We start from the raw sequence: 22,265 nt of genomic DNA, 5'->3' as shown, positions 1-22,265 counted from the left end.
AAGTACCGTCGGAGCCAATGAGGCTCCTGACGGTACTTTTTTGTGCCTTAAGACATTGAAGGAAAAAGGAATTTCCTTTCACGTAGCCTCGAAATTGTACTGACGGTACTTTTCAGGAGGCAATGGGTATGCTGACGGACGCCGCCCTTAAGGCGCTGAAACCAAAGGAGAAAGTCTACAAAATTGTGGACCGTGATGGCATGTATGTCCGCGTCATGCCCAGCGGCGCGATCTCGTTTCGGCTGGATTACAGGCTTAACGGGCGCCGCGAGACGGTCTATCTAGGCAGGTATGGGCGCGACGGGATCTCGCTTTCATTGGCTCGAGAGAAATGTCTCGACGCGAAGCGCGCTATCGGCGAGGGGCGATCGCCGGCGATCGAGAAGCAGCGCGACAAGCGCTGCCTGAAAGAGGCAAGAAGTTTTGGCGAATTCGGTGAGAAATGGCTCACAGCCACACCGATGGCCGACAGCACGCGCGCCATGCGACGCGCCATTTTCGAACGGGAGCTTCTTCTCGGTGCCGCAACGGGAGACTGTGACCCGAAAGCGATTCACGATGCGAACGGCAGCTTTGCGCCTATCGAACATGGCTCGGGCGACGCGATGGCGCTCGCCTTGGCCGGGTTCACCATTGGCCTGGTGGAGCACGACCGCAGGCTGGCCGACGAGGCCTTTGCGCAGGCTTTGGCTCTCAGCGCCTCCTGCGCCTTCGTCTACACCTTCGGCTGCGTGCCGGTGGCCTATGGCGGCGACGCGGCGCGGGCGATCGACTGGTGCGAGCAGGCGATGCGGCTCAGCCCGCTCGACGCCATGAGCTGTGTGCCGCAAGGCATTATCGGCTTCGGCAACTTCCTGTCCGGCCGGCACGAGCAAGCTGTCTCGGCAGGACGGCGGGCCGTGGAACTGAATCCTGGGTTCAGCATCCTGCACGGATGGCTGGCGGCACCGCTTGCCAGTCTCGGGCGGCTCGACGAGGCAAAGGCGGCGGGCACTCGGCTTATGTCGCTTGACCCGCATTTCTCCATCGGCCGCTGGTCAGCGGCTGTCGGAATTGCCCCGGGTATTCTAGGTGAGGTTACCGATGCCTTGCGGCTGGCAGGTCTGCCGAATTAGCCGGAGAGGCGCGCGCTTCGCTTCCATGGTTGGCAATGCCTCCATCACGTCCGCACTGCTATCTCGCAAGAATGTGCGAGGAGGATAGGCCCGGCATTTCCTTCGTTGCTGGCGCCTCGCTAAGGGCCGCGCCCCTATCCGGAGGCCATATGGGCCACGCTGAAATATCTAGATCATCTAGATATGTCAGCGCCGACCGAGTGGGGGGTCACTGGCACTGAGGACCGTGTCCGATTGTGCTTCGGTGGCTTACCATACAAAGCGCCAAACTCGTGTTGGGCACTTGCAATCACGCGACGTCTGCCGCATGTCCAGCCGCCGACCCAAAGGTTCGCTTCGGTGACGTGAATGCCGTGCAGCTTGCCGGCGACTATTTTTCGCATTGGCCTTTGTCCTATCCACCATTCATGATCAGTCGGTTCACGCTGTCGGTGGCTCGGCTAGATTCCGACTACCAGTGCACCGCCGCTGAGACCCGCACCCGCTGCCGCCAGAAGAATTCTCTCGCCCGGCTGGAACGGTTCCGTGCGATGGGCGAGCGACAGTGAGAGCGGGATCGTCGCGGCGGAAGAGTTGCCGTATTCGGCGATTGTCTTGACGATTGCTTCATCTGCAATGCCGACGCTCCTCCCGACCGCATCGAAAATGCGGGCATTGGCCTGGTGCGGCACGAACCGATCGATGTCCTGCGGCTGCGTTCGGGCTGCGGCGAGCGCGTCCTTTGAACATGCAGTCATCATGTCCACGGCCCTGGCGAACACTTCGCGGCCGTCGGTCATCGTCATTCGGGTTTGCCCGAGATCCAGGCCACTTTGGAACGGGATGTTGCTTCCGCCCGCCGGGATCTGGATCAGCCCGTAGCGCGAGCCGTCCGAATCCACCGAGGCGCCGAGAATGCCCCGATCAGGGTCCTCGCAGGGACCGATCACCAGGGCGCCGGCAGCATCGGCGAAAAGGACCGAGCTTGCGCGCTCGGCCGGATTGATGCGACGGCTGAGGATGTTGGCGGCGATGATCAGCGCTGGTTTGCCGTGCAGGCGGGTGAAGCCATCCGCGAACATCAGCGCATAGATGAAGCCGGCGCAGGCGCCGGTCAGATCGACCGCGCCTGCGCGTGTCAGTCCCAGTCGATGGGCGACCAGGGGTGCGCTCGGCGGCAGGAGGTGATCAGGCGTCGAGGTGGCGAGCAACAGCAGGCCGATGTCGCTTCGGTCAATAGCGGCGTTCGCCAGCGCCATCTCGCCAGCCTGCGTGGCAAGGCCGGACAGCGTGTCTTCATCTGTCGCCCAGAAGCGCGAACGAATTCCGGTGCGCCTCTCGATCCAGCCTGGCTCGAGCCCGAGACGATCTTCGATCTCCTGATTCTCGACCTTGCGCGCCGGCGCATGATGGCCGAACCCGAGAATGCGCGACGATCGGCTCATGGTTTTGAGCCGAAGCGTTCGCCGGCCTCCGCGATGGCGTCGTAGAGCCCGTCGAGCTCGTCGCCGGTGATGCAATAGGGCGGCAGAAGATAGAGCACATTGCCGAGCGGACGCACCAGCAGTCCGCGCTCGAGGAAAAAAGCGCGCAGTTTTGGCCCGATCTCGGCCAGATAGCCGGCTGAGCCGGCGTGCAGATCGAGGGCCGCGATCGTGCCGGTCACCCGACTGTCGGTGAAGTTGGCATTGTCGCGAAAGCGCTGAAGCCCGGCGGCCTGCATCCCGCTCAAGGCCGCGATTCGCTCGGCCACGGGTTCGTCGCGCCAGATCTCGACATTGGCGAGCGCTGCCGCGCAGGCAATCGGATTGGCGGTGTAGGAACTCGAATGGAAGAAGGTCTTCTTGCGGTCGTCGGAAAAATGGGCCCGGAAGATGGTGTCGGTGGCAAGCGTCGCCGCCAGCGGGATGGCGCCTCCGGTCAAGCCCTTCGAGGTGCACAGGATGTCCGGAGAGATGGATGCCTGCTCGCAGGCGAACATGGTTCCGGTGCGGCCCCAGCCGGTCATCACCTCGTCGGCGATCAGCAGCGTGCCCGAAGCTTCGGCGATCTTCTTCAGTTCGGTCAGAACCGAGGCCGGATACATCAGCATACCGCCGGCGCCAAGCACCAGCGGCTCGACGATCAGCGCGGCGGCGTGCCGGTCGCGGCTGACGGCCTCGAACCGATCCAGCGTCTCCTGCTCGCGCCCGGCGGCCGGGAAGGGGATGGTATCGACCTCGAACAGCAACGGCTCGTAGGCAGCGTTGAACACACCGCGGGCGCCGACGCTCATCGTGCCGATGGTGTCGCCATGATAGCTGTGCTCCATGACGACGATGCGCGAGCGCGGAGCGCCGATGTTGCGGAAATAGCCAAGCGCCATCTTCAGCGCGACCTCAACGGAGGTTGAGCCGCTGTCGGAATAGAACACCCACTCGAGACCGGAGGGAGCGAGGCCGACAAGTGCCTTGGCCAGGCGCTCTGCCGGCTCGTGCGTGAAGCCCGCAAAGATGATCTGGTCGAGCGCCGACGCGGTCGTCTCGATGGCCTTCATGATACGGGGATGACGGTGGCCATGGGTGATGACCCACCAGGAGGAGATGGCATCCAGGATGCGCGTGCCGTCGGCCTTTTGGAGATAGGCTCCCTCCGTCAGGACGATTTCAGGTATCACGGGCTCAAGCGCGTGCTGCGTGAACGGATGCCACACACTGGACTGCGACATCATTCGCCTCCCGCAATCGAGGCGAGGTCAAAGCCGGCAACCATCGCATCCCTCAGCGTTTCACCCGTCAGGGGATCGAGCAGGGGCAGCCTGCCGAGCTGTGGCACGCCACTGAATTCCACGATTGTTTTTTGCGTATCGGCCACCTCCTCGCCAATGAAGGCGAGGCCGATGAGCGGGATGGAGCGGGCCCGCAGCGCCTCGATCGACAACAGGGTGTGATTGATGGTGCCGAGCGCGGTGCGCGCGCAAAGGATGACCGGCAGTTGCCATTGCGCGAATATGTCGATGAACCTTGTCTGCCGGTTGAGCGGCACCATCAGCCCGCCGGCGCCTTCGATGATGAGCGGACCCGGTAGGACTGGAAGTGAGAGCTTTGCCGCCTCGATCGCGACGCCGTCGATTTCGGCTGATCGATGTGGCGAAAGCGGCATCCTCAGACGGTAAACTTCCGGCAGGACGCGCCCAGCAGGCAAGCCGGAAAGCCGGGCAACGACCTCGCTGTCGGTCTCCTCGTCGAGGCCCGATTGCACCGGCTTCCAGTAGAAGCCATTGAGCAGGCCGGCGAGCCCGGCCGAAAATACTGTCTTGCCAATTCCGGTATCTGTTCCGGTGACGACGATGCGCTTGGTCATGCCGTTGCCAACACTTCGGCGAGCGCCTCGACCATGGTGGAAATGCCAGCCTCATCGACGTTGAGTGTCAATGAAATGCGCAGGCGCGACGTGCCCTCGGGCACGGTCGGCGGGCGAATGCCGCGAATGTCGAAGCCGCGCGCCTGTAGCCCTGCCGCCACCGTCATGGTGCGCCTGTTATCGCCGATGACGAAGGGCTGGATCTGCGAGCCGCTCGGCGTCACGCCGCAGCGCTCGGCCAATTGGCGACCCGCGAAGGCAACGCGTTCATGCAGCTGAACGCGGCGCAGCGGCTCGTCGGACAGAATGGCAATCGCCTCGCGCACTGCCACTGCCATCAGCGGCGATGGCGCGGTGGAATAGATGAATGGCCGGCAGCGGTTGACGAGATAGTCGCACAGCAGTCCCGGCCCGGTGACGAGTGCGCCGGACGCGCCGAGCGCCTTGCCGCATGTGTGAAGTGCGACGATGTTGTCGCGACCCTCGAATGCGGCGGCAAGGCCGCGGCCCTCGGGTCCCCAGACGCCGGTGGCATGCGCCTCGTCAACGACGATGAATGCCTCGTGCCGATCGGCAAGCGCGACCAGGCTCTCCATCGGCGCGCTGTCGCCATCCATGCTGTAGAGGCTTTCGACCGCGATCCAGACGCGCCCCATGCCGCTTTCGGCGCGCCAGCGCGTGATCGCGTCCTCGAAAGCATCGACGTCGTTGTGCGCTGCGAGCTTGAACTCGGCGCGGCCAGCACGGGCCCCCTCATGCATGCTGGCATGGGCGAGTTCGTCGAGGACCAAAAGGTCGCCCTTCTGCGGCAGGGCGGTCAGCAAAGCGAAGTTGGCGATGTAGCCGCTGCCGAAGAACAGCGCGCGTTCAGCTCCGAAGAACGCGGCAGCGTCCGCCTCCAGGGCCTCGTGTTCCGGCGCATTGCCGCGCAACAGCCGCGATCCGGTCGCGCCGACCGGCGTGCCCTGCGCGATCGCCGCCGCAACCGCCTCGCCTAGCCTTCTCGAAGCGGCAAGCCCGAGATAGTCGTTCGACGAGAAGTCGAGCCCGGCGCGCGGCGACAGTGTCCGCAGCCGGTCCTTGCGCACCAGCCCCTGCAAGGTCGCGTCATAGCGGGCGAGATATGCCCCGTTCATTGCACCTCAAGGTCCATCGGCTCGATGCCGAGACGCCGGAACAGTAGGGTATCCTTGTCCTCGCCAGGATTGTCCGCCGTCAGCAGCGTGTCGCCGACGAAGATCGAGTTGGCTCCGGCAAAAAAGCACAGCGCCTGCATCTCGTCGGTCATGGCGGTGCGGCCGGCCGAAAGTCGGACATGCGATTTCGGCATCATGATGCGCGCCAGCGCGATCACGCGCACGAATTCGATCGGCTCGATCGGCCTGGCGTTGGCAAGTGGGGTGCCTTCGATCGGGATCAGCATGTTGATCGGAACGCTTTCCGGATGTTCCGGCAGATTGGCCAGCGTCACCAGCATGTCGATCCGGTCCACCGGCTCTTCACCCATGCCGACAATGCCGCCGCAGCAGACCTTGATGCCGGATTGGCGGACAAGCTCGAGCGTTTCGAGCCGGTCAGCAAAGCTGCGCGTGCTGATGATCTCGCTATAGTAGCGTTCCGACGTATCGATGTTGTGGTTGTAATAGTCGAGACCAGCCTGTTTCAGGCGAGCGGTCTGCTCAAGATCGAGCATGCCGAGCGTCATGCAGGTCTCCATGCCCAGCGCCTTGACGCCTTCGACCATCGCTACGACCGCATCCATGTCGCGCGCCTTGGGATTGCGCCAGGCGGCGCCCATGCAATAGCGGGTGGCGCCGGCATCGCGCGCCTTGGTCGCTTCGGCGATGACGCGCCTGACCTCCATCAGCTTCGACGCCTTCAGGCCAGTTTCGTGATGGGCCGACTGGTTGCAATAGCCGCAATCCTCCGGACAGCCGCCGGTCTTGATGCTGAGAAGCCGGCTGAACTGGACCTTGTTGGGATCGAAATTCTGGCGGTGAACGGTTTGTGCCTGAAACAACAGGTCATTGAAAGGCGCGTCATGCAGCGCCCGAGCCTCTTCCAGGGTCCACTTCCGGCCGCCGTTGAAGGATTGTGCTTCAGACATGGTCTTTTCCGAAATCGCTGCGTGCATTTCCATCCTGTTCCTTGCGTTGTGGCGACATGGGCGCCTTCAAACTGGCGGACGCGTCGAGAGGAGCTGGGTCGAATGTAGATGGTCAGGGTCTCACCATCAAAGCTCACGGTAATCGAGACCGATATCGAGGATCGGCGCACTGTGAGTCAACCAGCCAATGGAAATCAGATCGACACCGGTTGCGGCAACGGCTGGCGCAATCGCGGTGGTGATCCTGCCAGATGCCTCGGTGATTGTCCGGCCGGCAACCAGTACCACCGCCTGGCGAAGCTCGTCGACCGACATATTGTCGAGCAGCACCGCGTCGGGAGAGAGCGCCAGAACCTCTTCCAGCTGGGCCAGCGTATCGACCTCGACTTCGATCTTGACGAGATGGCCCACGCTGCCTCGCACGCGTTCTATTGCGGGGCGAATTCCGCCGGCGATGGCGATGTGGTTGTCCTTGATCAGGATCGCGTCGTCGAGGCCGAAGCGGTGATTGGACCCGCCACCGGCACGCACGGCGTATTTTTCGACAGCTCGCAAGCCGGGTGTCGTTTTGCGGGTGCAGACGATCTTTGCGCCGTGCCCGCAAACCGCCGCGACGACCGATGCCGTCGCGGTGGCGATGCCGCTCAGGTGACAGAGGAAATTGAGCGCCGTCCGTTCCGCGGTAAGAATGGCCCGGGCCGGACCGCTCACCGTTGCAACGATCTCGTCGGCCTCGACTTCGCTGCCATCCGCATAATGTATGGTCATGTCGACGCTCTGGTCGATGAGCCGGAAGGCGAGCATGGCCAGATCGAGCCCGGCGACGGTCCCGGCCTGGCGCGCTGTCAGCGCGGTTATCGCATGATGGTCTTTCGGTATGACGGCATCCGAGGTCACGTCGCCAGCCCTTCCGAGATCTTCGAGAAGAGCTGCACGCACCAGAGGCTCGAGCATGATTGCGGGGAGTGGCGAGAGGCTCATCACGAGACGCTTTCCAGAGTTGGGGAGGATGTGAGTTCCCGCGCCGCGGCAATGGCCGCGTCGAGCGTGATTTGGGAGCGGCGGGCGAGAGCCGCATGATGCGGAAAGTCGGTCCGGAAATGAGCCCCTCGGCTATCCCGGCGCTGCAAGGCGGCAGCCGCGATCATCAGCCCGACGGCCGCAGGATCGGACGCCATGTCGCGCCGCTGCAACAGCAGCAACAAGGCCCGTACGGCCTCCTTCAACCCTTCGCCATCCCGTATGACGCCGAGGGCTCGGGACAGGAGAGGACGCACGGGCCTTGGATCGGGGGCGAACAGGCGAGGTGCCATCGCTGGCTTTCCGCCATCTCCGGGCGAACCGGCAACATTCTCGGCGACCCAGCGCGCGCAGACGACGGCCTCGATCAACGAATTGCTGGCCAGCCTGTTGGCGCCGTGCAGCCCGGTCGAGGCGGCTTCGCCGCAAGCCCAAAGTCCCGGAACTGATGTGCGCCCGGCCAGATCCACTGCCACACCACCCATGTGATAGTGCTGCGCCGGCCGGATGGGAATGGGATCACGCGTCGGATCGATGCCCGCCTTGCCGCAGGCCGATGCGATCGTCGGGAACTGCCGCCCGAATGCCGGGCCGGGCTTTTCCCGCACATCGAGAAAGACCCGATGGCCGTCGGCAAGATGCCGCCAGACGGCGCGCGCCACGATGTCGCGTGGCGCGAGTTCCGCACCTCGCAAACCGTCGACGAAACGCCGCCCTGTCTCGTCGACGATGGTTGCGCCTTCGCCGCGAACCGCCTCGCTGATGAGTGTCATGGGGCGGTTCGATCCATCAAGCGCGGTCGGGTGGAACTGGATGAATTCCATATCGGCAAGGACAGCCCCCGCGCGGGCCGCAAGCGCCAGGCCCTGTCCGCAACTGCCCAGAGGATTTGTGCTGTCGAGAAACAGCCCGCCGATTCCGCCGGTGGCAACGACAACCCGTCCTGTGGTGAAGAACACCCGGCCCGTCGGACCGCTCGCCAGAACACCGGCGATCTTGCCGTCGTCCACGGCCAGTTGGCGCGCTTCGAACTCCTCAACGACCTCTATTGTCGGTGTCGAGCGGACGGCCGCAACCAGGGCACGCATGATCTCGCGCCCGCTGCCGTCGCCGCCGGCATGAACGATGCGGCGTCGGCTGTGCGCGGCCTCCAGTCCAAGACGCACCGTCCCTTCCGGCGTGCGGTCGAAGCGGACCCCGAAGCTCGCCAACGTCTCGATCGCACCGGGCGCGGCTTGGAGGATGCGGTTCGCCATGTCCCCGTCGCAGAGCCCATCGCCTGCGGCGAGCGTGTCGGCCAGATGCAGTGCCGGATCGTCGTCGTCGCCGAGGCTTGCGGCCAGCCCGCCCTGTGCCCATGTGCTTGACGCGTCAGCACCCAATGGCGTCCTGGACAGGAGAAGCACCGGTTCGGGCGCCAAGTGCAGCGCGGTCATCAACCCGGCTATGCCGCCGCCGATGATGACCGGTCGCCCGGCGAGATCGCGGACGTCCATGCTCATACCGCCAGCATCCGCTCGACGGCCAGTCGCGCGCTCCCGGCAATCTCCGGCTCTATGGTTACCACATGGCGGTTCTGCTCGAGAGCCGTACGGATGTTGGCGAGCGTTATCCGCTTCATGTGCGGGCACAAATTGCAGGGCCGGATGAACTCGACCTCGGGGTGTTCGACCGCGACATTGTCGCTCATCGAGCATTCCGTCATCAGCACGACGCGGGGCGGCTTTTGCTTTCCGACATAATCCGACATGGCAGCAGTCGAACCGGAGAAGTCAGCTTCCGCGACGACCTCCGGCGGGCACTCGGGATGCGCCAGCACCTTCACCCCGGGATGGTCCTCGCGCAACTGGCGGATGTCGGCAGGCGTGAAGCGCTCATGCACCTCGCAATGCCCTCTCCAGGCGATGATCTTCACATCGGTCTGGGCGGCGATGTTCTGGGCCAGATACTCGTCCGGCAGCATGATCACCCGCGGAACGCCCAGAGACTCCACCACGGCCTTCGCATTGCCGGAGGTGCAGCATATGTCGGACTCGGCTTTCACCTCGGCCGAGGTGTTGACGTAGGTGACGACCGGCACGCCCGGATAGCGCTGCCGCAGCAGCCGGATGTCGTCGGCGGTGATCGAGTCCGCCAACGAACAGCCTGCTTGCAGGTCAGGAATGAGCACTGTCTTTTGCGGATTGAGCAGCTTCGCCGTCTCGGCCATGAAATGCACGCCGGCGAGCACGATGATATCCGCTTCGACCGTCATCGCCTTGCGGGCAAGTGCCAGGCTGTCGCCGACGATGTCGGCGACGCAGTGGAAGATTTCCGGTGTTTGATAATTGTGCGCCAGGATGACGGCGTTTCGCTGCCGCTTCAGATCGAGAATGGCCTCGATATCATCGGCGAATACCGGCCATTCGATGGCCGGAATGACCGTCCGTACTCGATCGTACAGCGTGGAACTCAGCGTCATTTGCGCCCCTTACATATGCTCGCTATGAGTATATATAGGGCATATGCTTATATGGAGTATAAGGGATGTCAAGCACGCGAAAGTGGCAATTTCGTCCCGGCGACCGCCCGCTCGGCCAGCACGCCGTGCCGGAAGCGAAACAACTTGGCCGGTCGGCCGCCAGTGTCGGTTGTTGACGCGCCAGTCTCTTCGACAAGTTCCTGCTGCTCCACCAACCGCCTGAAATTCTGCTTGTGGACGAGCCGGCCGGCCAGTGCTTCGACGCTGCGCTGGAGTTGCAGGAGCGTGAAGACCGACGGCATGAGTTCGAAAACGACAGGACGATATTTGATCTTGGCGCGCAACCTTGCGATGCCTGTGGCCAGAATACGGCGGTGATCGGCCGCCATTGCCAGTCCGAAGGCCGATAGCGTGCCGTTTTCCCCTCGCTGGTGATGCGCTTCCCCGACAAGACCCGCTTCGTAGAGCAATTCGTAGCGTTGCAGCACCAACTCCTCGTTCCATGAATGTTCATCGAGACCGAAGGCAATCGCGGTTCGTTGCCGGCGATCGAGACGCACTTGATGATCGTCCGCGGCATCCGCCCATGCCTTCAGGCGCGGAACGATCACGTCCGGTAATGTAGAGGGAACACCCGCACGATGATCTTCCCAAGGGAAATAGTCGTACCAGTTGCGCCAGGCGGCTTTGTCGGCAGGTGCAGCCTGCTCCTCCCGGGTCAAGGCGAGATAGCTGATGGAAACCACGCGTTGCGCGCTCCCGTTTGCTGTCCTGTCGCGATCGGCGAAAGTGTAGAGTTGCTCGATATAGCCCAACGGGTGGCGTGTCTGCTGTTCGACCCAATCCCTAAGGCCCGACTGCAGGGAACGATGTCCAAGTTCGAATGGGCCGGAAGGCAGGGATTGACCACGCTCGATGGTCATGACGCGCGGCTGGCCAATCGTCACCGCGACCAACACCGCAATCAGTTCCGCCGCGATAAAATGCTGTTGGCCGCTTTTTGCGGGCTGCCTCACAATATCTTCCGCCTCATTTTTGCGTAGTCCTCGATCAGGGTGCGCTGGCAATTGTCTGCCCTACGGCCAAGGGTTGATTCTGAGCGTGAACCGGGCCGTGGCGGCAGTCAACGTTTCAACCCAGGCGTATTCAGCGCCTGATCTGGGAACTTGCCTCGCCGCAATGGAAGTTCGACGACGCCACTTTCGCGCGGTCGGCAACAGCTTTCGACAATGCCGATCATGTCGCGATCACGATCCACAGTTACCGTTGGCGGCTTGGGCTAGCAGAGGGCGAAGCACAGTACGATGACCTAGAGAAGGGGCTCGCCGCGGCTCCCGTGATCAGAGTCCCCACGATTACGCTCGAGGGTGACGCCAATGGGGCGCCTCATCCGGACCCAAGCACGTACGCCAAGATGTTTTCGGGCAAATACGAGCACCGGTTAATCAAGGGAGGCATCGGCCACAACCTGCACCAGGAAGCACCGCAGGCTTTTGTCGACGCTGTTGTCGCTGTCGCCGCATAAGTGATGGGCACGCTGCCTGACGACGTCCGAGGCCGACTCAGACCTGGCACAATTGGCACCTTCGGCTCTCGCGGAACGCCGATGTGCGCATTAGAGCGTCTGATAGCAATTGCCTGTGAGAAATCCGAGTATCAATGGAAGGCAAAGAAGCTCGACCGAATTTCAAGTCGATGTCTGGAGATGCCCAATGCCAGCGCCTTCCCGCTCTGCCAGTTTGATGATTTCGGCGAATCTGGCGTTGTCAATCTGCCCGGCCATGTAGACTCCGTCCGTATGCCATCCGGGCCGCGACATTTCCTCAAATTCAGGATCCCGCAGCCGGTCGGCCAGCTTGCGATTGGAAACGAGATAGGCGTCTTCAAACTGTCTTACGACATATGCCGGCAAACCGAACGACGGCCCTGGCAGGTGTCGTTGAAGAGCCAAAAGCGCTTCTGACATCGGTGGCAGACCGCGCTCGTTGAGCATTCGCGCAACCTCGGTCATTTCGGCGTTAAGGCTCCGGTTGGCATGAATTTCCTGCACCTGATCGATCGTTTCGATGCAAATACCCAGCCGCACCTTGAACGCGCTCAGCAGCGAACGTGGGCTATAGTTGATCATCCGCATGGCGGCATCGGGAAATGCGCCGGCCCAGCTCTCGTAGAGACAATTCCAGTCAAGATGGGGAAGATATTCGGCGCCGTCCACAATATCGCTGCGCCCCAGCGACTTAATGTCCTGCGCATAGCCGCTAGCTGACAGGATGTCCTGCCGCCTCAGGACACAGACGATCATGACGACGTCCACATTCTCCTGCCTGAAATATTCCGCCACATGCAGCGGCTCGCAGATATGAAAGTATTCTGACGATATGATCGACACCAGATCGGGGTCGGACGAGAACAGCGTCTCCTTCTCGTCAGGAAGGTTGGCGAGACCCCTGATATCGTCCAAGGCGCGCCGCGACACGTCCTGGACCAGGCTTGCCGCGACTTGATGAGAGGCCATGTCAGGAGCGACGTAAAAGCCGGCCGGTCGCAGGACAACACTGTTGTATCGGAGCCAGTTCTGCAGGAACGTGGTTCCAGTCTTGGCGAGGCCGATATGAAGGATTGCCCTGGGCATGAATGCCAGCTCTATGGAGGACTTGTTCACTCTTCCTACGCCTAGTCGGCCCGGTTGAGCAACGGTCCACTCTGCCTGTCCGTTCTCGCGCTACGCTTGGACCGATAAGCGATTTCCGCAGCGCTCGGATGCCCCGAACTCGCCGTGACGCAAATTCGTGTCGGAGCTCCTCCACGCCAGGCATGCGGGCACAAACGCGACCTAAAAGCAGGCTGCAGATTGTTTAATTGTCTCTAGATTGTAAGTTGGCGGCAGGCGGCTTGTGGGTTGGCGGCGGACGGCTCAGAGAGAATCGATGTCAGATATCGATATTGCCAGCATACTGGCAGAGCATGAACCACTCGCCCGGTCGATCGCCGAAGCGAAAAAGGTCGTCTATGAGATCAGCAAGGATGACATGCTGCTCGATTTCTTCGTCCGGGCCGTGTTTCCGACAGATCACCGCAAAGCGATCGAAGCCTATTTCACCGGGGGAGAAGATTGCGCCAAGCGCTTCGCCAACCTTTGCCGCGAACACCTTTCTTCTGGTCCATCCAGCGTCCTCGAGTTCGCGTCGGGTTATGGGCGCGTCGCGCGCTACGCGATGCATGTTCTGCCGGATGCAGCATGGGTTTCCAGCGACGTTCACCCTAATGCCGTTGAATTCCTATCAAACAAGATCGGCGTTAGGGCACACCTCTCGTCGACAAAACCGGAGGACTGGAGCATCGACGACGAGTTTGATGTTGTCTTTGCCCTATCGTTTTTTTCGCACATGCCAGACGCCACCTTCGCGCCTTGGCTTTCTCGCGTTTTCACTGCAGTGAAGCCGGGGGGTATCTTTATTTTCACGACTCACGGAGCCGTCACTCTCCAAAATATCAGAGCTGGGGGAGTGTCTGCGCAATTTGATGACACCGGATTTTATTGGAACTCGAAGAGCGACCAGCGTGATCTGGACGCTCGCGACTATGGAACAAGCGCCGTTTCCCTCGGTTATGTTCAAAAAGCAGTGTCCGACATCGAAGGGGCCGAGTTGATCCGCTTCCAGCAGGCGTTTTGGTGGGCGCACCAAGACCTTTATGTCGTCCGCAAGCTCGATCAATAAGCTGCCGTACAAACGGGATGTCTCATGAGGAAAATGACTATACGAACTTAGAAGTAATACTACGCAGTAAATAGTTTTTTACGGGCAGTTATTGCCGTGGCGTCTGGATATGAAACCGTATTTACATTGACCGATGTGAAGCCAGCTCGAATTGGAAATGTCCAAGCGTCGGCCCCAAACTCGGTGTGCACCATAAAGTCATATCCCCCTTGGTTCGAATCCCCGTGGTAACTTGGCGGAAGCCCCTCTCTGTCGCGCGTCAAACGACCGACAATTGTTGGGACAGTATAACATAAGCATCCCTCATCCGAGAGGACGCGTCCGCATTCCTTCAAAGCTTCAATCGGAAATGGCACGTGTTCCAGCGTATCGGAATGAATGACGAGATCGAACTGATCGTCCTCATAGGGCATGGACTGCATATCTACCGAGGGGTAGTCGGCACGGGTATACAGTGGGAGAACCGAAAGTGTCGCAGACAATGACGAGCCGTTGATATCGAGAATGCGGAGACGGCGCGCTTCACTTGTATTGACAAACTCGACCAAAGTGTTGGGGGTAGGAACGGCTTCGCGAATTGCGTTGGCTAAGGCAACCCCCCTTAGATTTGAGCCGCATTGCGTGCATTGCGTGCCTTGCTGACGGTCGATATAGGCAACCTCGGCCAACGATAAATTCCACTCAGCGATCAGTCGAGGCCAAAGAACTTTGCTGTCCCGAAACTCATCATTCCCGCAAACTGTGCACACCAACAAAGGGATCCTCCATAAGGCACGGACTCAGGGCATTCGCACACAGGGCGAGACGAATAATAGTAGCAATTCGCCACTGGACCAGGCTATCGCCATCATCCTGCGGTGCCCGCGCCGTCGACTCCAATCGTGCTGCGGCGCGAAATCGTCATGCACCGCGCCAGCAAGTCAACGATTTTCTCGCTGTGGTGGACCTCATTCCGCCCAGCGGGCGTTATCGCGCGGCATCTCCCAAGCGGCGCCGGTCAACTTGCCGAACTCAATTCACAGATAGCCCGTTGTCACTGGGGAGCGCGGCGCTGGTTCGGGAAGGAATCCAGGCCAAGTCCTGCGTATTGACTTCATTCCGTCCATTTGCGATCCGGAAGGACAAGTGGGCGAAACCGATCGGCGCACAATGGTATTTTCCGACCAGGCATTTCTCTTCCTTTACCTGCCGATCACACTCTTGCTAGGTTCGCTCCTGAGTCGAACGAGATTGTTCTCGCCATTCATCTTTCTTTCCAGCCTGATCTTCTTTTACTGGTCTTCTGGCATTTACGTTCTGCTGCTGCTCTTCAGCATAGTGCTGAATTTCGCGGGCGCGATCGCGGTGGAACGTTGGCATCACAAACTAGTGGTCACCGCCGTCGTCACTCTGAACGTGTTGGTCCTCTGTTATTACAAGTATACGGCCTTCCTTCTTGGCTCCGTCGGTTTCTTCGGGTCCGAGAGTCTGCAACACTTCGCGCAAACCATCATTCTCCCGATAGGGGTCTCGTTTTTCACGTTCCAGGGCATCTCCTATGTGATCGACGTATGGCGTGGCGAGGTGAAGGCTGAGCGCAACTTGGTGGTGTTTGGCGCTTACAAAGCTTTCTTCCCGCAGCTGATTGCCGGCCCGATCGTACGGTATCGGGACGTCGAGAAGGACTTTCACCATCCTGATCTCAATGCCGATATCTTTGCCGCCGGGGCCGGTCGGTTCATGGTCGGCCTTTGCAAAAAGGTCCTTATCGCGGACAGTGTCGCGGGCGTCGCGGACGCGTCCTTTGCCCTTGCCGGCGCGGAGCAAACCTTTGCCTCTGCCTGGCTCGGGGCAATCGCCTATTCGATCCAGATCTATTTCGACTTTTCTGGCTATTCGGACATGGCGATCGGCCTCGCCATGATGTTCGGAATCCGGTTCAAGGAGAACTTCAACCACCCCTACGCCGCGTCGACGATCACTGAGTTTTGGCGTCGCTGGCACATCTCGCTGTCGAGCTGGTTCCGCGACTACCTCTATATCCCTCTGGGGGGAAACAGGGTGGGCCCGGTGCGAACTTACGCAAACCTGATGATCGTGTTCCTCGCGACCGGGATATGGCATGGGGCGGCATGGACGTTCGTCCTGTGGGGCGCATACCACGGAACCTTTCTCATAGCGGAACGCCTGATCCTCGGAGGAAGGGCGTTTTCGTCTCAGGTCGTTCGGATGACCTATTTCTTTCCCGTCGTGATTTTCGGATGGGTCCTGTTCCGCGCAAACGACCTGGCAGTCTTCGCCAACCATGTACGCGCCATGCTGTTGCCGCTGGCGCACGGGGCGTTCGGGTTGCCCGGGTCGATGGAGCTCGCGCTTTCGCCCCAGAGCAAAGTCGCTATGCTGTTGGCGTGCCTCCTCATAGTCATCCAGGGGCAGGTCAGCCCCTTGGGTGTGGTCGTAGCCGGGGCAGCGGGCAGTGCCGCGCGCTTCGCCCGGCTTGTCTTCGTCAGCGTCGCAGCAGTCATCTGTGCGATCTACATCGTACCTCAGGCCTTCTCGCCGTTCCTCTATTTCAGGTTCTGAGTATGAAACTGGCGAATCTCGCAACCATCGCAGCCTTCGCCGCCTTTCTGGCTGCGCCCGTCGGCAGCCTCGTCCTGATGGGACCCGACCCGGCCGCCGAAAGAGCGATCACCTTGACCGAACTCACTTCGGCTAAACTGCTGACGCCAAATGACGAGAAGTACCGGAACGACGTAGCCAGAAGGCTTGTCAGCAGTTCTCCTGTCGGAATGGACGCCATCCGCGCGAAGAATGCCCTGGATGTCAAGGTGTTCGGCTTTGTCAATACATCCCAAGTCATCTCCGGCGTGGATGGATGGCTGTTTTACAAGCCTGGGTTCCAGAACGGCGCATGTATGTCAGAGCACGATATTGGCGTCATGCTGGCGCATGTTGAAGCGTTGCGAATGATAGCGAAGGGGATCGGCATAGACTTTCGTATGTCGGTCTCGCCAGACAAGGAGGTTGTGTATCCCGAGAAACTCGGGCCTGCCGCTGCGTCCGCTGCCGGCTGTAAGATCCTTTCATCGCGTTTGTGGCGCCGCATCGCAAAGACCAGCAAATCGAGCATAATAGACCATTTCGATGTGATGGGTCACGACGTAGCCGATGACCTGCTCTACTTCAGAACGGATACCCACTGGAACGAGCTTGGGAAACTCAAAGCCGTCAGGCAACTCGTCTTCGAGTTGACCGGCAGAAAAGTGGATGGCCCGATCCTCGCAAGCGGCCAAATCATGCACGCCACCGATATACCGAACAGGTTGTTAAGAATCGAGCACAAAGAAGCTGAAGCAAGTTATGACGACTACGCATCTCGGACATTTACGGATGATAGCGATCAAAAGATTCCAGATACATTTATACTTCACGACTCATTTTATGGCGTAAGCTATGATTTGATAAAGCGCGTCTTCCTGAACCCTCTTTTTGTATCCTACGGGAGCAAGAATATCGAAGTGGAAGTCCCCAATGCATTCGCGAAGTCCCCGAAGCATGTCCTGGTGAACTTAGTCGAGCGGAACATGCTGTCCCGAATTCTCCACGGCGAGTTGTCCTGGACAGGGGTGTTCGGCAAAGCGCTTATGGACGCCAACGCAAAGGCCGCTGGCGGGTGCAGAATGTCGGACGTAGCGGAAGATGGGCTGAAATTCGAGAACCTGACCAACCAGTCATCGGGTGATTTCACCGCGGGAGTCGATCCTCAGATCCTTGTACGATTGGCAGAACATGGCCGGCCTTGCGTGCGGATCTCGTTCGAAACTGCTGTAAGACAGAACACCTATGTCTATTTGCCGATCAAAGACCAGGTCAATCAGAACGGGCCATACTTCGAGGGGTTCTCGTTGATGCTCACGGACGCGCCGGGGGCGCGCGACTTCTGGCTTGTTTTGCCGGAGGATTTTGCCGGCATGACGTTGAGGGTTGATCCGATCTACTCTACCGGAACGCTATCCCACCTCAAAATACAAACCGGGGCACTCCCCTCATTCTCAGAGCAGGCTCATCAACCAGTAGCGATGGGGCGATGACGCAGTCCGCCCGTTGAACACCCTCGATGAAGGCATTTTCTGCTGCCAGCTCCATTCCTGTTACCAACTCGTGCCGGGCGCGCGCAAACCAGCAGTATCGAATCCGGCTTTGCGCGCAACGAACGGCATCAAGCGCTCGATCGCATGGAGGACGGTGCCGTCATAAGGAACGGGCTCCGATGGGTAATCATTCCAATCAAGACCCAGTTCGCTAAGCGGAAGCAATACGCCTGGACGGCACCAGAACATGGTTCCCAACGGGAAATCGAAAAAGTCCGCCAGCGGCATGGCGATGCCCATCCGTCTTGCCAAATCTTCAGCGATTTCCCTGTTGTCGTTCCAACCGACGAGGTGTGGATCCTCGGCCATCAAAAGACCTATCGCCGGTTTCGATGCGAAGACCTCGGCAGCGAGATCGAGCATCGCGTGTTCGCCACCAACCAGGTTCTCCCAAAGGAAGTGCCGCCATGCCTCCCCCATAGCCGCGTCCGTGCCCACGCTCCTCTTGGCGTGCACATGGCCAATCAGGTCGTAGCGGCCATCAAGCAGCCGTGGCAGGAATTCAGTAAGAAGCGGTCCGACATCGCGCCCCCTGTTGGGAACGATTGCCATTTCAACGGAACCGTGGTGGTCGTCAAACACCGCTCGAAGATGTCTGGCTTTGGCGTCGGTGTCCGTGGACAGGAACAGATCGCAGCGCGCGCGGTTGCGCTTGAGCCGGGAGGCCAGATCATCAGCCAGACCTTCATAGTAAAAATGGGCATGAAGGGCCACACGCTGCTCCGACGGCCGGTAAGTGCCGTTGACAGGATTGAAAACGTCCCGGGACCAGGGGCCGGCGGGGCGCCCGGCGCGGAGCCAATGGGCTAAGGGATGAGCCTTTCCCGGTCCGCACTCGTCTGGATTGGCTTGCGCATAGCTTTGCGGATTGAAGCCTGCACAAGGACGACGGAACTGTGGATTGGCTGTCGAATCGCCCGAAAGGCCCATGATGCTCCATTGCTGGAGCGTGCGCCGCCCGGCCTCCAACTCGGCAATTGGCGCCATACCTGGAGGAAGAACCATTTCGATATCGACAGCAGCGGCTGCGATCAGGGTGGCAAGATCCTCGTCATGAAGTGCTGCCGCGGATGTTTTGCCCCATTCATCGATTTGTTGAACATAGGCACTCATGTTGTAGGCCGCATGTCCTACTCGCGCCACTTCCGCTCCCAAGGCCTTTGCCTTGTCGCGGTCGTCTGCCAGCCCGCACAAGATGACGGCTGCGGCATGGGTATCGAGGTGAGGTGCAATGAGAGGACGTGTTGCAGCGTCGGCCCCTAAGATTTCCGCCGTTCCACAAGCTCCCTGGAAGCACACGGTCGGTATCCCGCGCACAACCGTATCGATGGCCACGTTTGGCTGCGGATCAAGGCGGGAACTGAGCAAGAAGGCGTCTGCAACGGCATATGCGGGCTCCAAATCCGATACCGGATCAAGCATCACCAAGCTATCTCCCAGATCCGACTGGGCTATCTGGTAGGCGAGATACGCGGAGTAGCCACTGTCATTCTCCGGATCGTACCCATCCCCGATCCAGACAAATCGAAAGCGAACATTCGGTCGCAGCCGTTTCGCCGTGGCAGCTGCGCTTATGAAAAGATCGACGCCTTTACGAATGTGCACCATACCGGCGCCGAGTACTAGAAAGGAGGCCTCCTCACCCTCGGGCCGCAAACGAAGCAGGAACTCGTCTCCTTTTTTGTCAGCCGGCTCATCGGCTGAGGACGCTGGCGGCGGATCGCTGCGCCCCTGCGCCATGATATGAATTCCGGGGCGCCTTTCGAGGCCAGGAAAGGCATCGTACGAAGACTGCGCGACGATCTCTGCTGGAAAAACGACATGCTGCGCCCAGTCATAAACGTTTCGCATCTTGGCCACAGGGCGCGTGTAGGCGGCAAACTCATGCACCAAAGCAACGCTCGGCACTCCACAAGACGCCAAGGCAGGTACCATAATCTGCGTTTCTATGCTGTTGGCGATGGCATAAAGCGGCCTGAATTCCTCTGTGATCCGCTTGGCCAGCCGGGCCGCATCCACCCAGTTCCAGTCCTCCCATGTCAACGGACCTACGGACGAGGCGGCAACGGCGATGAAGTCGCTTTCCAGTTCTCCACCGCGCATCATCAGGGAAACCACCGTTGCCCTTTTCGCGAGTTCCCGTGCAAGGTTCCAGCCCAACATAGGCGCGCCGGTTCTCGAAACCTCATGCGAAATCAAAAGCACAACCGGCTTTTCGGACTGCGGCAAGGGCGAAAACTCTAGCCTATCGACGACGGAAACTCCTCGCCGACCTTCGCGCCTGCCATCGTGCTGGTAGTGCAGTAAAGGCGACATCCCGGCGCTCACGACATCAGGATAACGCTCCCGATAATAAGCCGAATCAAAAAGAGGCGATGCGCGCCAGCCCATCGGCTCACCGACCACTGCATAGTGCAACGCTGGGTCCATACCGGCGGGCAAACGGTCAGCGTAAAATTCAGCATCGAAGCACGGCGACCGTCGGAAGGCTGCAGCAAGTTCTTCGGCTTCGTGTTTGTTCGCGGGCAGCGGTTCCCCGAGAGCCGAAAGTTCTAGCCAGACATAAGCAGGCGGCTTGAACATCCCTGCCGTCTCGTAGAAGGGACGCAAGAAATCGCCGTTGAATCGCGCATTTGGCTCCAATCCAATCCGCCAGCCAATTTCGGCATAGTGCCCCACTGGATCCCGCAGCTCCGGCCGGTTAAGGGAGGAACGATAATAGTCGGCATCTACGAACCCGGTCATTTCCAGCATAGCGACGAATTCACGGCGAATTTCATCAGCCATTGCGCTCTCGCGGCTATTCATTGTGTGCGTCCCGGTCCAAGAACACGATTGCGGACAAAGGCGCGAAGCGGGCGAGGAAAGAGCCGCGACGCGCCTAGTATCCCAAAGCGTTTCAAAATGGCCTCGAGGCGGCTGCGCAGGCCCAAGTAGCGTTGCTCCCATTCGGCAGCCTTGCGCTCCAACTCCGCAATCCTGGCTTCGCATTCAGCATTTCGCTGTCGCAGTTCTTTGGTCTCGGCATCTTGCCTAAGACGCGATTCCGTGAGGAGGCTTGCGTGGCTCCGGAAAGACGTTCTCAATACGTCTCGCTGCACAGCTGCCGCAGCGAGTTCGGAGCGTACTTGCGCCAACTCGAACCGCAGCCGCTCGAGTTCAGCCCAGCGTGCCGACGCCGAAGACTGAATTTCGGTTGCCGTCGCATCAAAGGTCCCGGTGGGGTGCTGCTTGTCCTCAGCAGGTCCGGAGGTGCCCAGGGGCCCCTCAATGTCAACACGGCTTCCCGATTGAGCTGAGGCCAGAGCGGCTTCCGCTTTTTCGGCCCGTTCGACTTGAGCTTTGATGGTTTCACTAGCCGTTTCAATTTCGCGGCGGAAACCGGAAGCCAGCAATTCCGTCTGCTCCAGGTGACTGCGGAGCTCTGCGCTAGCGGCATGGCTTCCAGACTGAGCCAATGCCAATGCGGCTTCCGCTTTTTCGGCCCGTTCGACTTGAGCTTTGATGGTTTCACTGGCCGTTTCAATTTCGCGTCGGAGCCCGGAAGCCAGCAATTCCGTTTGCTCCATGTGATTGCGAAGCTCCGCGTGAGCGGCAGCGCCACTTTCTGCTCGCGCCAGGATTTCACCGATCTCGCTTGTTTCGATGAACAACGAATTAGGAATAGTCGGAAGTTCTGATTGGGACGCAATCGCAATATTGTAAGGCGGTCGAGGCAAGCCATGACTGACCTCGTAGTGCGTCTCTCCTCGTCGCTCGAACGTTATCGTTCTCGATATTCCGGCCTCGTCATCCGCGATAAGCGTTGATCCGAGCAGCGGTCTTTGAAGGAGTATCAAGACGTGGCGGAACGCCCCCTTCAGCAAGGCCTCGAACTCCACACGCGAGAGCTCGTGCACATGATAGGGATTGGCAGGGCTTCCGAGTGGGGAATAGACATCTCGTTCAGGCGACGAAAGGATGAGAAAACCGGTTGGCCGCAAAACGCGCTGAACCTCTGCGATAAACAGATCATGCTCAAAAAAATGCTCTAGCGTTTCGAACGACACGACCACGTCGGCACTCGCATCTTCCAACGGCAACTTGCGAGCGTCTCCTTGCTGATAGCGAAGGTTGGGAGCGACATAGGCCCGCTGGGCGTGCGCTACGGCCTCCTCGGACAACTCGATACCGACAACCGATCGCGCGACCTGGGCCAGAAGAGCGGAGCCGTAGCCTTCGCCTGAAGCGACATCGACAACATCAAGGTCGCGGCAAAGAGCCCGGGCAAGAAAATAGCGATGAAGGTGCTCGATCTCCACCTGACCCGCCGTAGCGGTTGTCAACCGTTCGCCGGTCCACTCAAGTGCTTGCCGCGGCAGGACCCGTTCGAATATTTCTCCCATTTGA

The 22,265-nt window shown here is 60.1% G+C and carries 17 protein-coding genes and 1 pseudogene; 5 read left to right on the top strand and 13 right to left on the bottom strand.

Going from position 1 to position 22,265, the window contains the following annotated elements; genetic code table 11:
- The first annotated feature begins 128 nt into the window (after nucleotides 1-128).
- Entirely contained in the window at nucleotides 129-1,115 is a 987-nt protein-coding gene (locus tag AC0ZT5_RS28760; RefSeq protein WP_488499195.1) for an Arm DNA-binding domain-containing protein, read from the top strand.
- Nucleotides 1,116-1,555: 440 nt separating this feature from the next.
- On the opposite strand, the gene AC0ZT5_RS28755 is transcribed toward AC0ZT5_RS28760, so the two are convergent.
- The 9 genes from AC0ZT5_RS28755 to AC0ZT5_RS28715 form a co-directional block, all read right to left on the bottom strand.
- Complete coding sequence (locus AC0ZT5_RS28755; RefSeq protein ID WP_488499180.1) at nucleotides 1,556-2,539, bottom strand: beta-ketoacyl-ACP synthase III; 984 nt, start codon at nucleotides 2,537-2,539, stop codon at nucleotides 1,556-1,558.
- Nucleotides 2,536-3,801, bottom strand: a complete 1,266-nt coding sequence (locus tag AC0ZT5_RS28750) for an adenosylmethionine--8-amino-7-oxononanoate transaminase (protein ID WP_488499179.1) — start codon at nucleotides 3,799-3,801, stop codon at nucleotides 2,536-2,538. Before AC0ZT5_RS28750 ends, AC0ZT5_RS28755 begins: the two co-directional genes overlap by 4 nt.
- Nucleotides 3,801-4,436 carry a dethiobiotin synthase gene (gene bioD / locus AC0ZT5_RS28745; RefSeq protein ID WP_488499178.1) on the bottom strand — a complete coding sequence of 212 codons (636 nt, stop codon included), beginning with the start codon at nucleotides 4,434-4,436 and terminating at the stop codon, nucleotides 3,801-3,803. Before bioD ends, AC0ZT5_RS28750 begins: the two co-directional genes overlap by 1 nt.
- Entirely contained in the window at nucleotides 4,433-5,572 is a 1,140-nt protein-coding gene (locus AC0ZT5_RS28740) for an 8-amino-7-oxononanoate synthase (RefSeq protein ID WP_488499177.1), read from the bottom strand. The genes bioD and AC0ZT5_RS28740 overlap by 4 nt, the downstream gene beginning before the upstream one ends.
- Nucleotides 5,569-6,543, bottom strand: coding sequence for a biotin synthase BioB (bioB, locus tag AC0ZT5_RS28735; RefSeq protein ID WP_488499176.1), 975 nt, complete (start codon nucleotides 6,541-6,543; stop codon nucleotides 5,569-5,571). The genes AC0ZT5_RS28740 and bioB overlap by 4 nt, the downstream gene beginning before the upstream one ends.
- A 126-nt stretch (nucleotides 6,544-6,669) precedes the next feature.
- Nucleotides 6,670-7,524, bottom strand: coding sequence for a carboxylating nicotinate-nucleotide diphosphorylase (gene nadC / locus AC0ZT5_RS28730; protein WP_488499175.1), 855 nt, complete (start codon nucleotides 7,522-7,524; stop codon nucleotides 6,670-6,672).
- Nucleotides 7,524-9,065: an L-aspartate oxidase gene (locus AC0ZT5_RS28725; protein WP_488499174.1), complete on the bottom strand. Its 1,542-nt coding sequence runs from the start codon at nucleotides 9,063-9,065 to the stop codon at nucleotides 7,524-7,526. The genes nadC and AC0ZT5_RS28725 overlap by 1 nt, the downstream gene beginning before the upstream one ends.
- Complete coding sequence (gene nadA, locus AC0ZT5_RS28720) at nucleotides 9,062-10,024, bottom strand: quinolinate synthase NadA (RefSeq protein ID WP_488499173.1); 963 nt, start codon at nucleotides 10,022-10,024, stop codon at nucleotides 9,062-9,064. The genes AC0ZT5_RS28725 and nadA overlap by 4 nt, the downstream gene beginning before the upstream one ends.
- Before the next feature lie 68 nt (nucleotides 10,025-10,092).
- On the bottom strand, nucleotides 10,093-11,043 hold the full coding sequence (locus AC0ZT5_RS28715; RefSeq protein WP_488499194.1) for an NUDIX hydrolase: 951 nt from the start codon (nucleotides 11,041-11,043) through the stop codon (nucleotides 10,093-10,095).
- Between the two features lie 131 nt (nucleotides 11,044-11,174).
- Between AC0ZT5_RS28715 and AC0ZT5_RS28710 the strand changes: the two are divergent.
- A pseudogene (locus AC0ZT5_RS28710) lies at nucleotides 11,175-11,549 on the top strand (alpha/beta hydrolase); the annotation flags it as partial.
- Nucleotides 11,550-11,711: 162 nt separating this feature from the next.
- On the opposite strand, the gene AC0ZT5_RS28705 reads toward AC0ZT5_RS28710, so the two are convergent.
- Nucleotides 11,712-12,686, bottom strand: a complete 975-nt coding sequence (locus AC0ZT5_RS28705) for a hypothetical protein (RefSeq protein ID WP_488499172.1) — start codon at nucleotides 12,684-12,686, stop codon at nucleotides 11,712-11,714.
- 265 nt (nucleotides 12,687-12,951) lie between these two features.
- Here AC0ZT5_RS28705 and AC0ZT5_RS28700 point away from each other — a divergent pair, with 265 nt between their 5' ends.
- On the top strand, nucleotides 12,952-13,743 hold the full coding sequence (locus AC0ZT5_RS28700; RefSeq protein ID WP_488499171.1) for a class I SAM-dependent methyltransferase: 792 nt from the start codon (nucleotides 12,952-12,954) through the stop codon (nucleotides 13,741-13,743).
- 59 nt (nucleotides 13,744-13,802) lie between these two features.
- Here the strand turns inward: AC0ZT5_RS28700 and AC0ZT5_RS28695 are convergent, their stop codons facing one another.
- A complete protein-coding gene (locus AC0ZT5_RS28695; protein ID WP_488499170.1) occupies nucleotides 13,803-14,411 on the bottom strand; it encodes a class I SAM-dependent methyltransferase in 609 nt (202 codons plus the stop codon).
- Between the two features lie 457 nt (nucleotides 14,412-14,868).
- Here AC0ZT5_RS28695 and AC0ZT5_RS28690 point away from each other — a divergent pair, with 457 nt between their 5' ends.
- Together AC0ZT5_RS28690 and AC0ZT5_RS28685 are read left to right on the top strand one after the other, a co-directional pair.
- Nucleotides 14,869-16,305: an MBOAT family O-acyltransferase gene (locus AC0ZT5_RS28690; protein WP_488499169.1), complete on the top strand. Its 1,437-nt coding sequence runs from the start codon at nucleotides 14,869-14,871 to the stop codon at nucleotides 16,303-16,305.
- A 2-nt stretch (nucleotides 16,306-16,307) separates the two neighbouring features.
- The gene (locus tag AC0ZT5_RS28685) at nucleotides 16,308-17,816 is read left to right on the top strand and encodes an alginate O-acetyltransferase AlgX-related protein (RefSeq protein ID WP_488499168.1); all 1,509 of its coding nucleotides are present in this window, start codon (nucleotides 16,308-16,310) and stop codon (nucleotides 17,814-17,816) included.
- A gap of 60 nt (nucleotides 17,817-17,876) precedes the next feature.
- On the opposite strand, the gene AC0ZT5_RS28680 is transcribed toward AC0ZT5_RS28685, so the two are convergent.
- Both AC0ZT5_RS28680 and AC0ZT5_RS28675 read right to left on the bottom strand, forming a co-directional pair.
- Nucleotides 17,877-20,663 (bottom strand): rhamnan synthesis F family protein, encoded by a 2,787-nt coding sequence (locus AC0ZT5_RS28680; protein ID WP_488499167.1) that lies wholly within the window; start codon nucleotides 20,661-20,663, stop codon nucleotides 17,877-17,879.
- A 17-nt stretch (nucleotides 20,664-20,680) separates the two neighbouring features.
- The gene (locus AC0ZT5_RS28675; RefSeq protein ID WP_488499166.1) at nucleotides 20,681-22,261 is read right to left on the bottom strand and encodes a class I SAM-dependent methyltransferase; all 1,581 of its coding nucleotides are present in this window, start codon (nucleotides 22,259-22,261) and stop codon (nucleotides 20,681-20,683) included.
- Nucleotides 22,262-22,265: the final 4 nt, after the last annotated feature.

It is taken from the genome of Mesorhizobium sp. CNPSo 4670 (assembly GCF_057784235.1).
Note: the sequence above shows the minus strand (reverse complement) of the source record. Positions and strands in the feature narration are given on the sequence as shown.

Bases quoted from the DNA above. Each gene is read 5' to 3' on its own strand.
- AC0ZT5_RS28760 (WP_488499195.1), top strand. From the start codon at position 129: ATGCTGACGGACGCCGCCCTTAAGGCGCTGAAACCAAAGGAGAAAGTC.
- AC0ZT5_RS28755 (WP_488499180.1), bottom strand. From the start codon at position 2,539: ATGAGCCGATCGTCGCGCATTCTCGGGTTCGGCCATCATGCGCCGGCG.
- AC0ZT5_RS28750 (WP_488499179.1), bottom strand. From the start codon at position 3,801: ATGTCGCAGTCCAGTGTGTGGCATCCGTTCACGCAGCACGCGCTTGAG.
- bioD (WP_488499178.1), bottom strand. From the start codon at position 4,436: ATGACCAAGCGCATCGTCGTCACCGGAACAGATACCGGAATTGGCAAG.
- AC0ZT5_RS28740 (WP_488499177.1), bottom strand. From the start codon at position 5,572: ATGAACGGGGCATATCTCGCCCGCTATGACGCGACCTTGCAGGGGCTG.
- bioB (WP_488499176.1), bottom strand. From the start codon at position 6,543: ATGTCTGAAGCACAATCCTTCAACGGCGGCCGGAAGTGGACCCTGGAA.
- nadC (WP_488499175.1), bottom strand. From the start codon at position 7,524: ATGAGCCTCTCGCCACTCCCCGCAATCATGCTCGAGCCTCTGGTGCGT.
- AC0ZT5_RS28725 (WP_488499174.1), bottom strand. From the start codon at position 9,065: ATGAGCATGGACGTCCGCGATCTCGCCGGGCGACCGGTCATCATCGGC.
- nadA (WP_488499173.1), bottom strand. From the start codon at position 10,024: ATGACGCTGAGTTCCACGCTGTACGATCGAGTACGGACGGTCATTCCG.
- AC0ZT5_RS28700 (WP_488499171.1), top strand. From the start codon at position 12,952: ATGTCAGATATCGATATTGCCAGCATACTGGCAGAGCATGAACCACTC.
- AC0ZT5_RS28685 (WP_488499168.1), top strand. From the start codon at position 16,308: ATGAAACTGGCGAATCTCGCAACCATCGCAGCCTTCGCCGCCTTTCTG.
- AC0ZT5_RS28680 (WP_488499167.1), bottom strand. From the start codon at position 20,663: ATGGCTGATGAAATTCGCCGTGAATTCGTCGCTATGCTGGAAATGACC.
- AC0ZT5_RS28675 (WP_488499166.1), bottom strand. From the start codon at position 22,261: ATGGGAGAAATATTCGAACGGGTCCTGCCGCGGCAAGCACTTGAGTGG.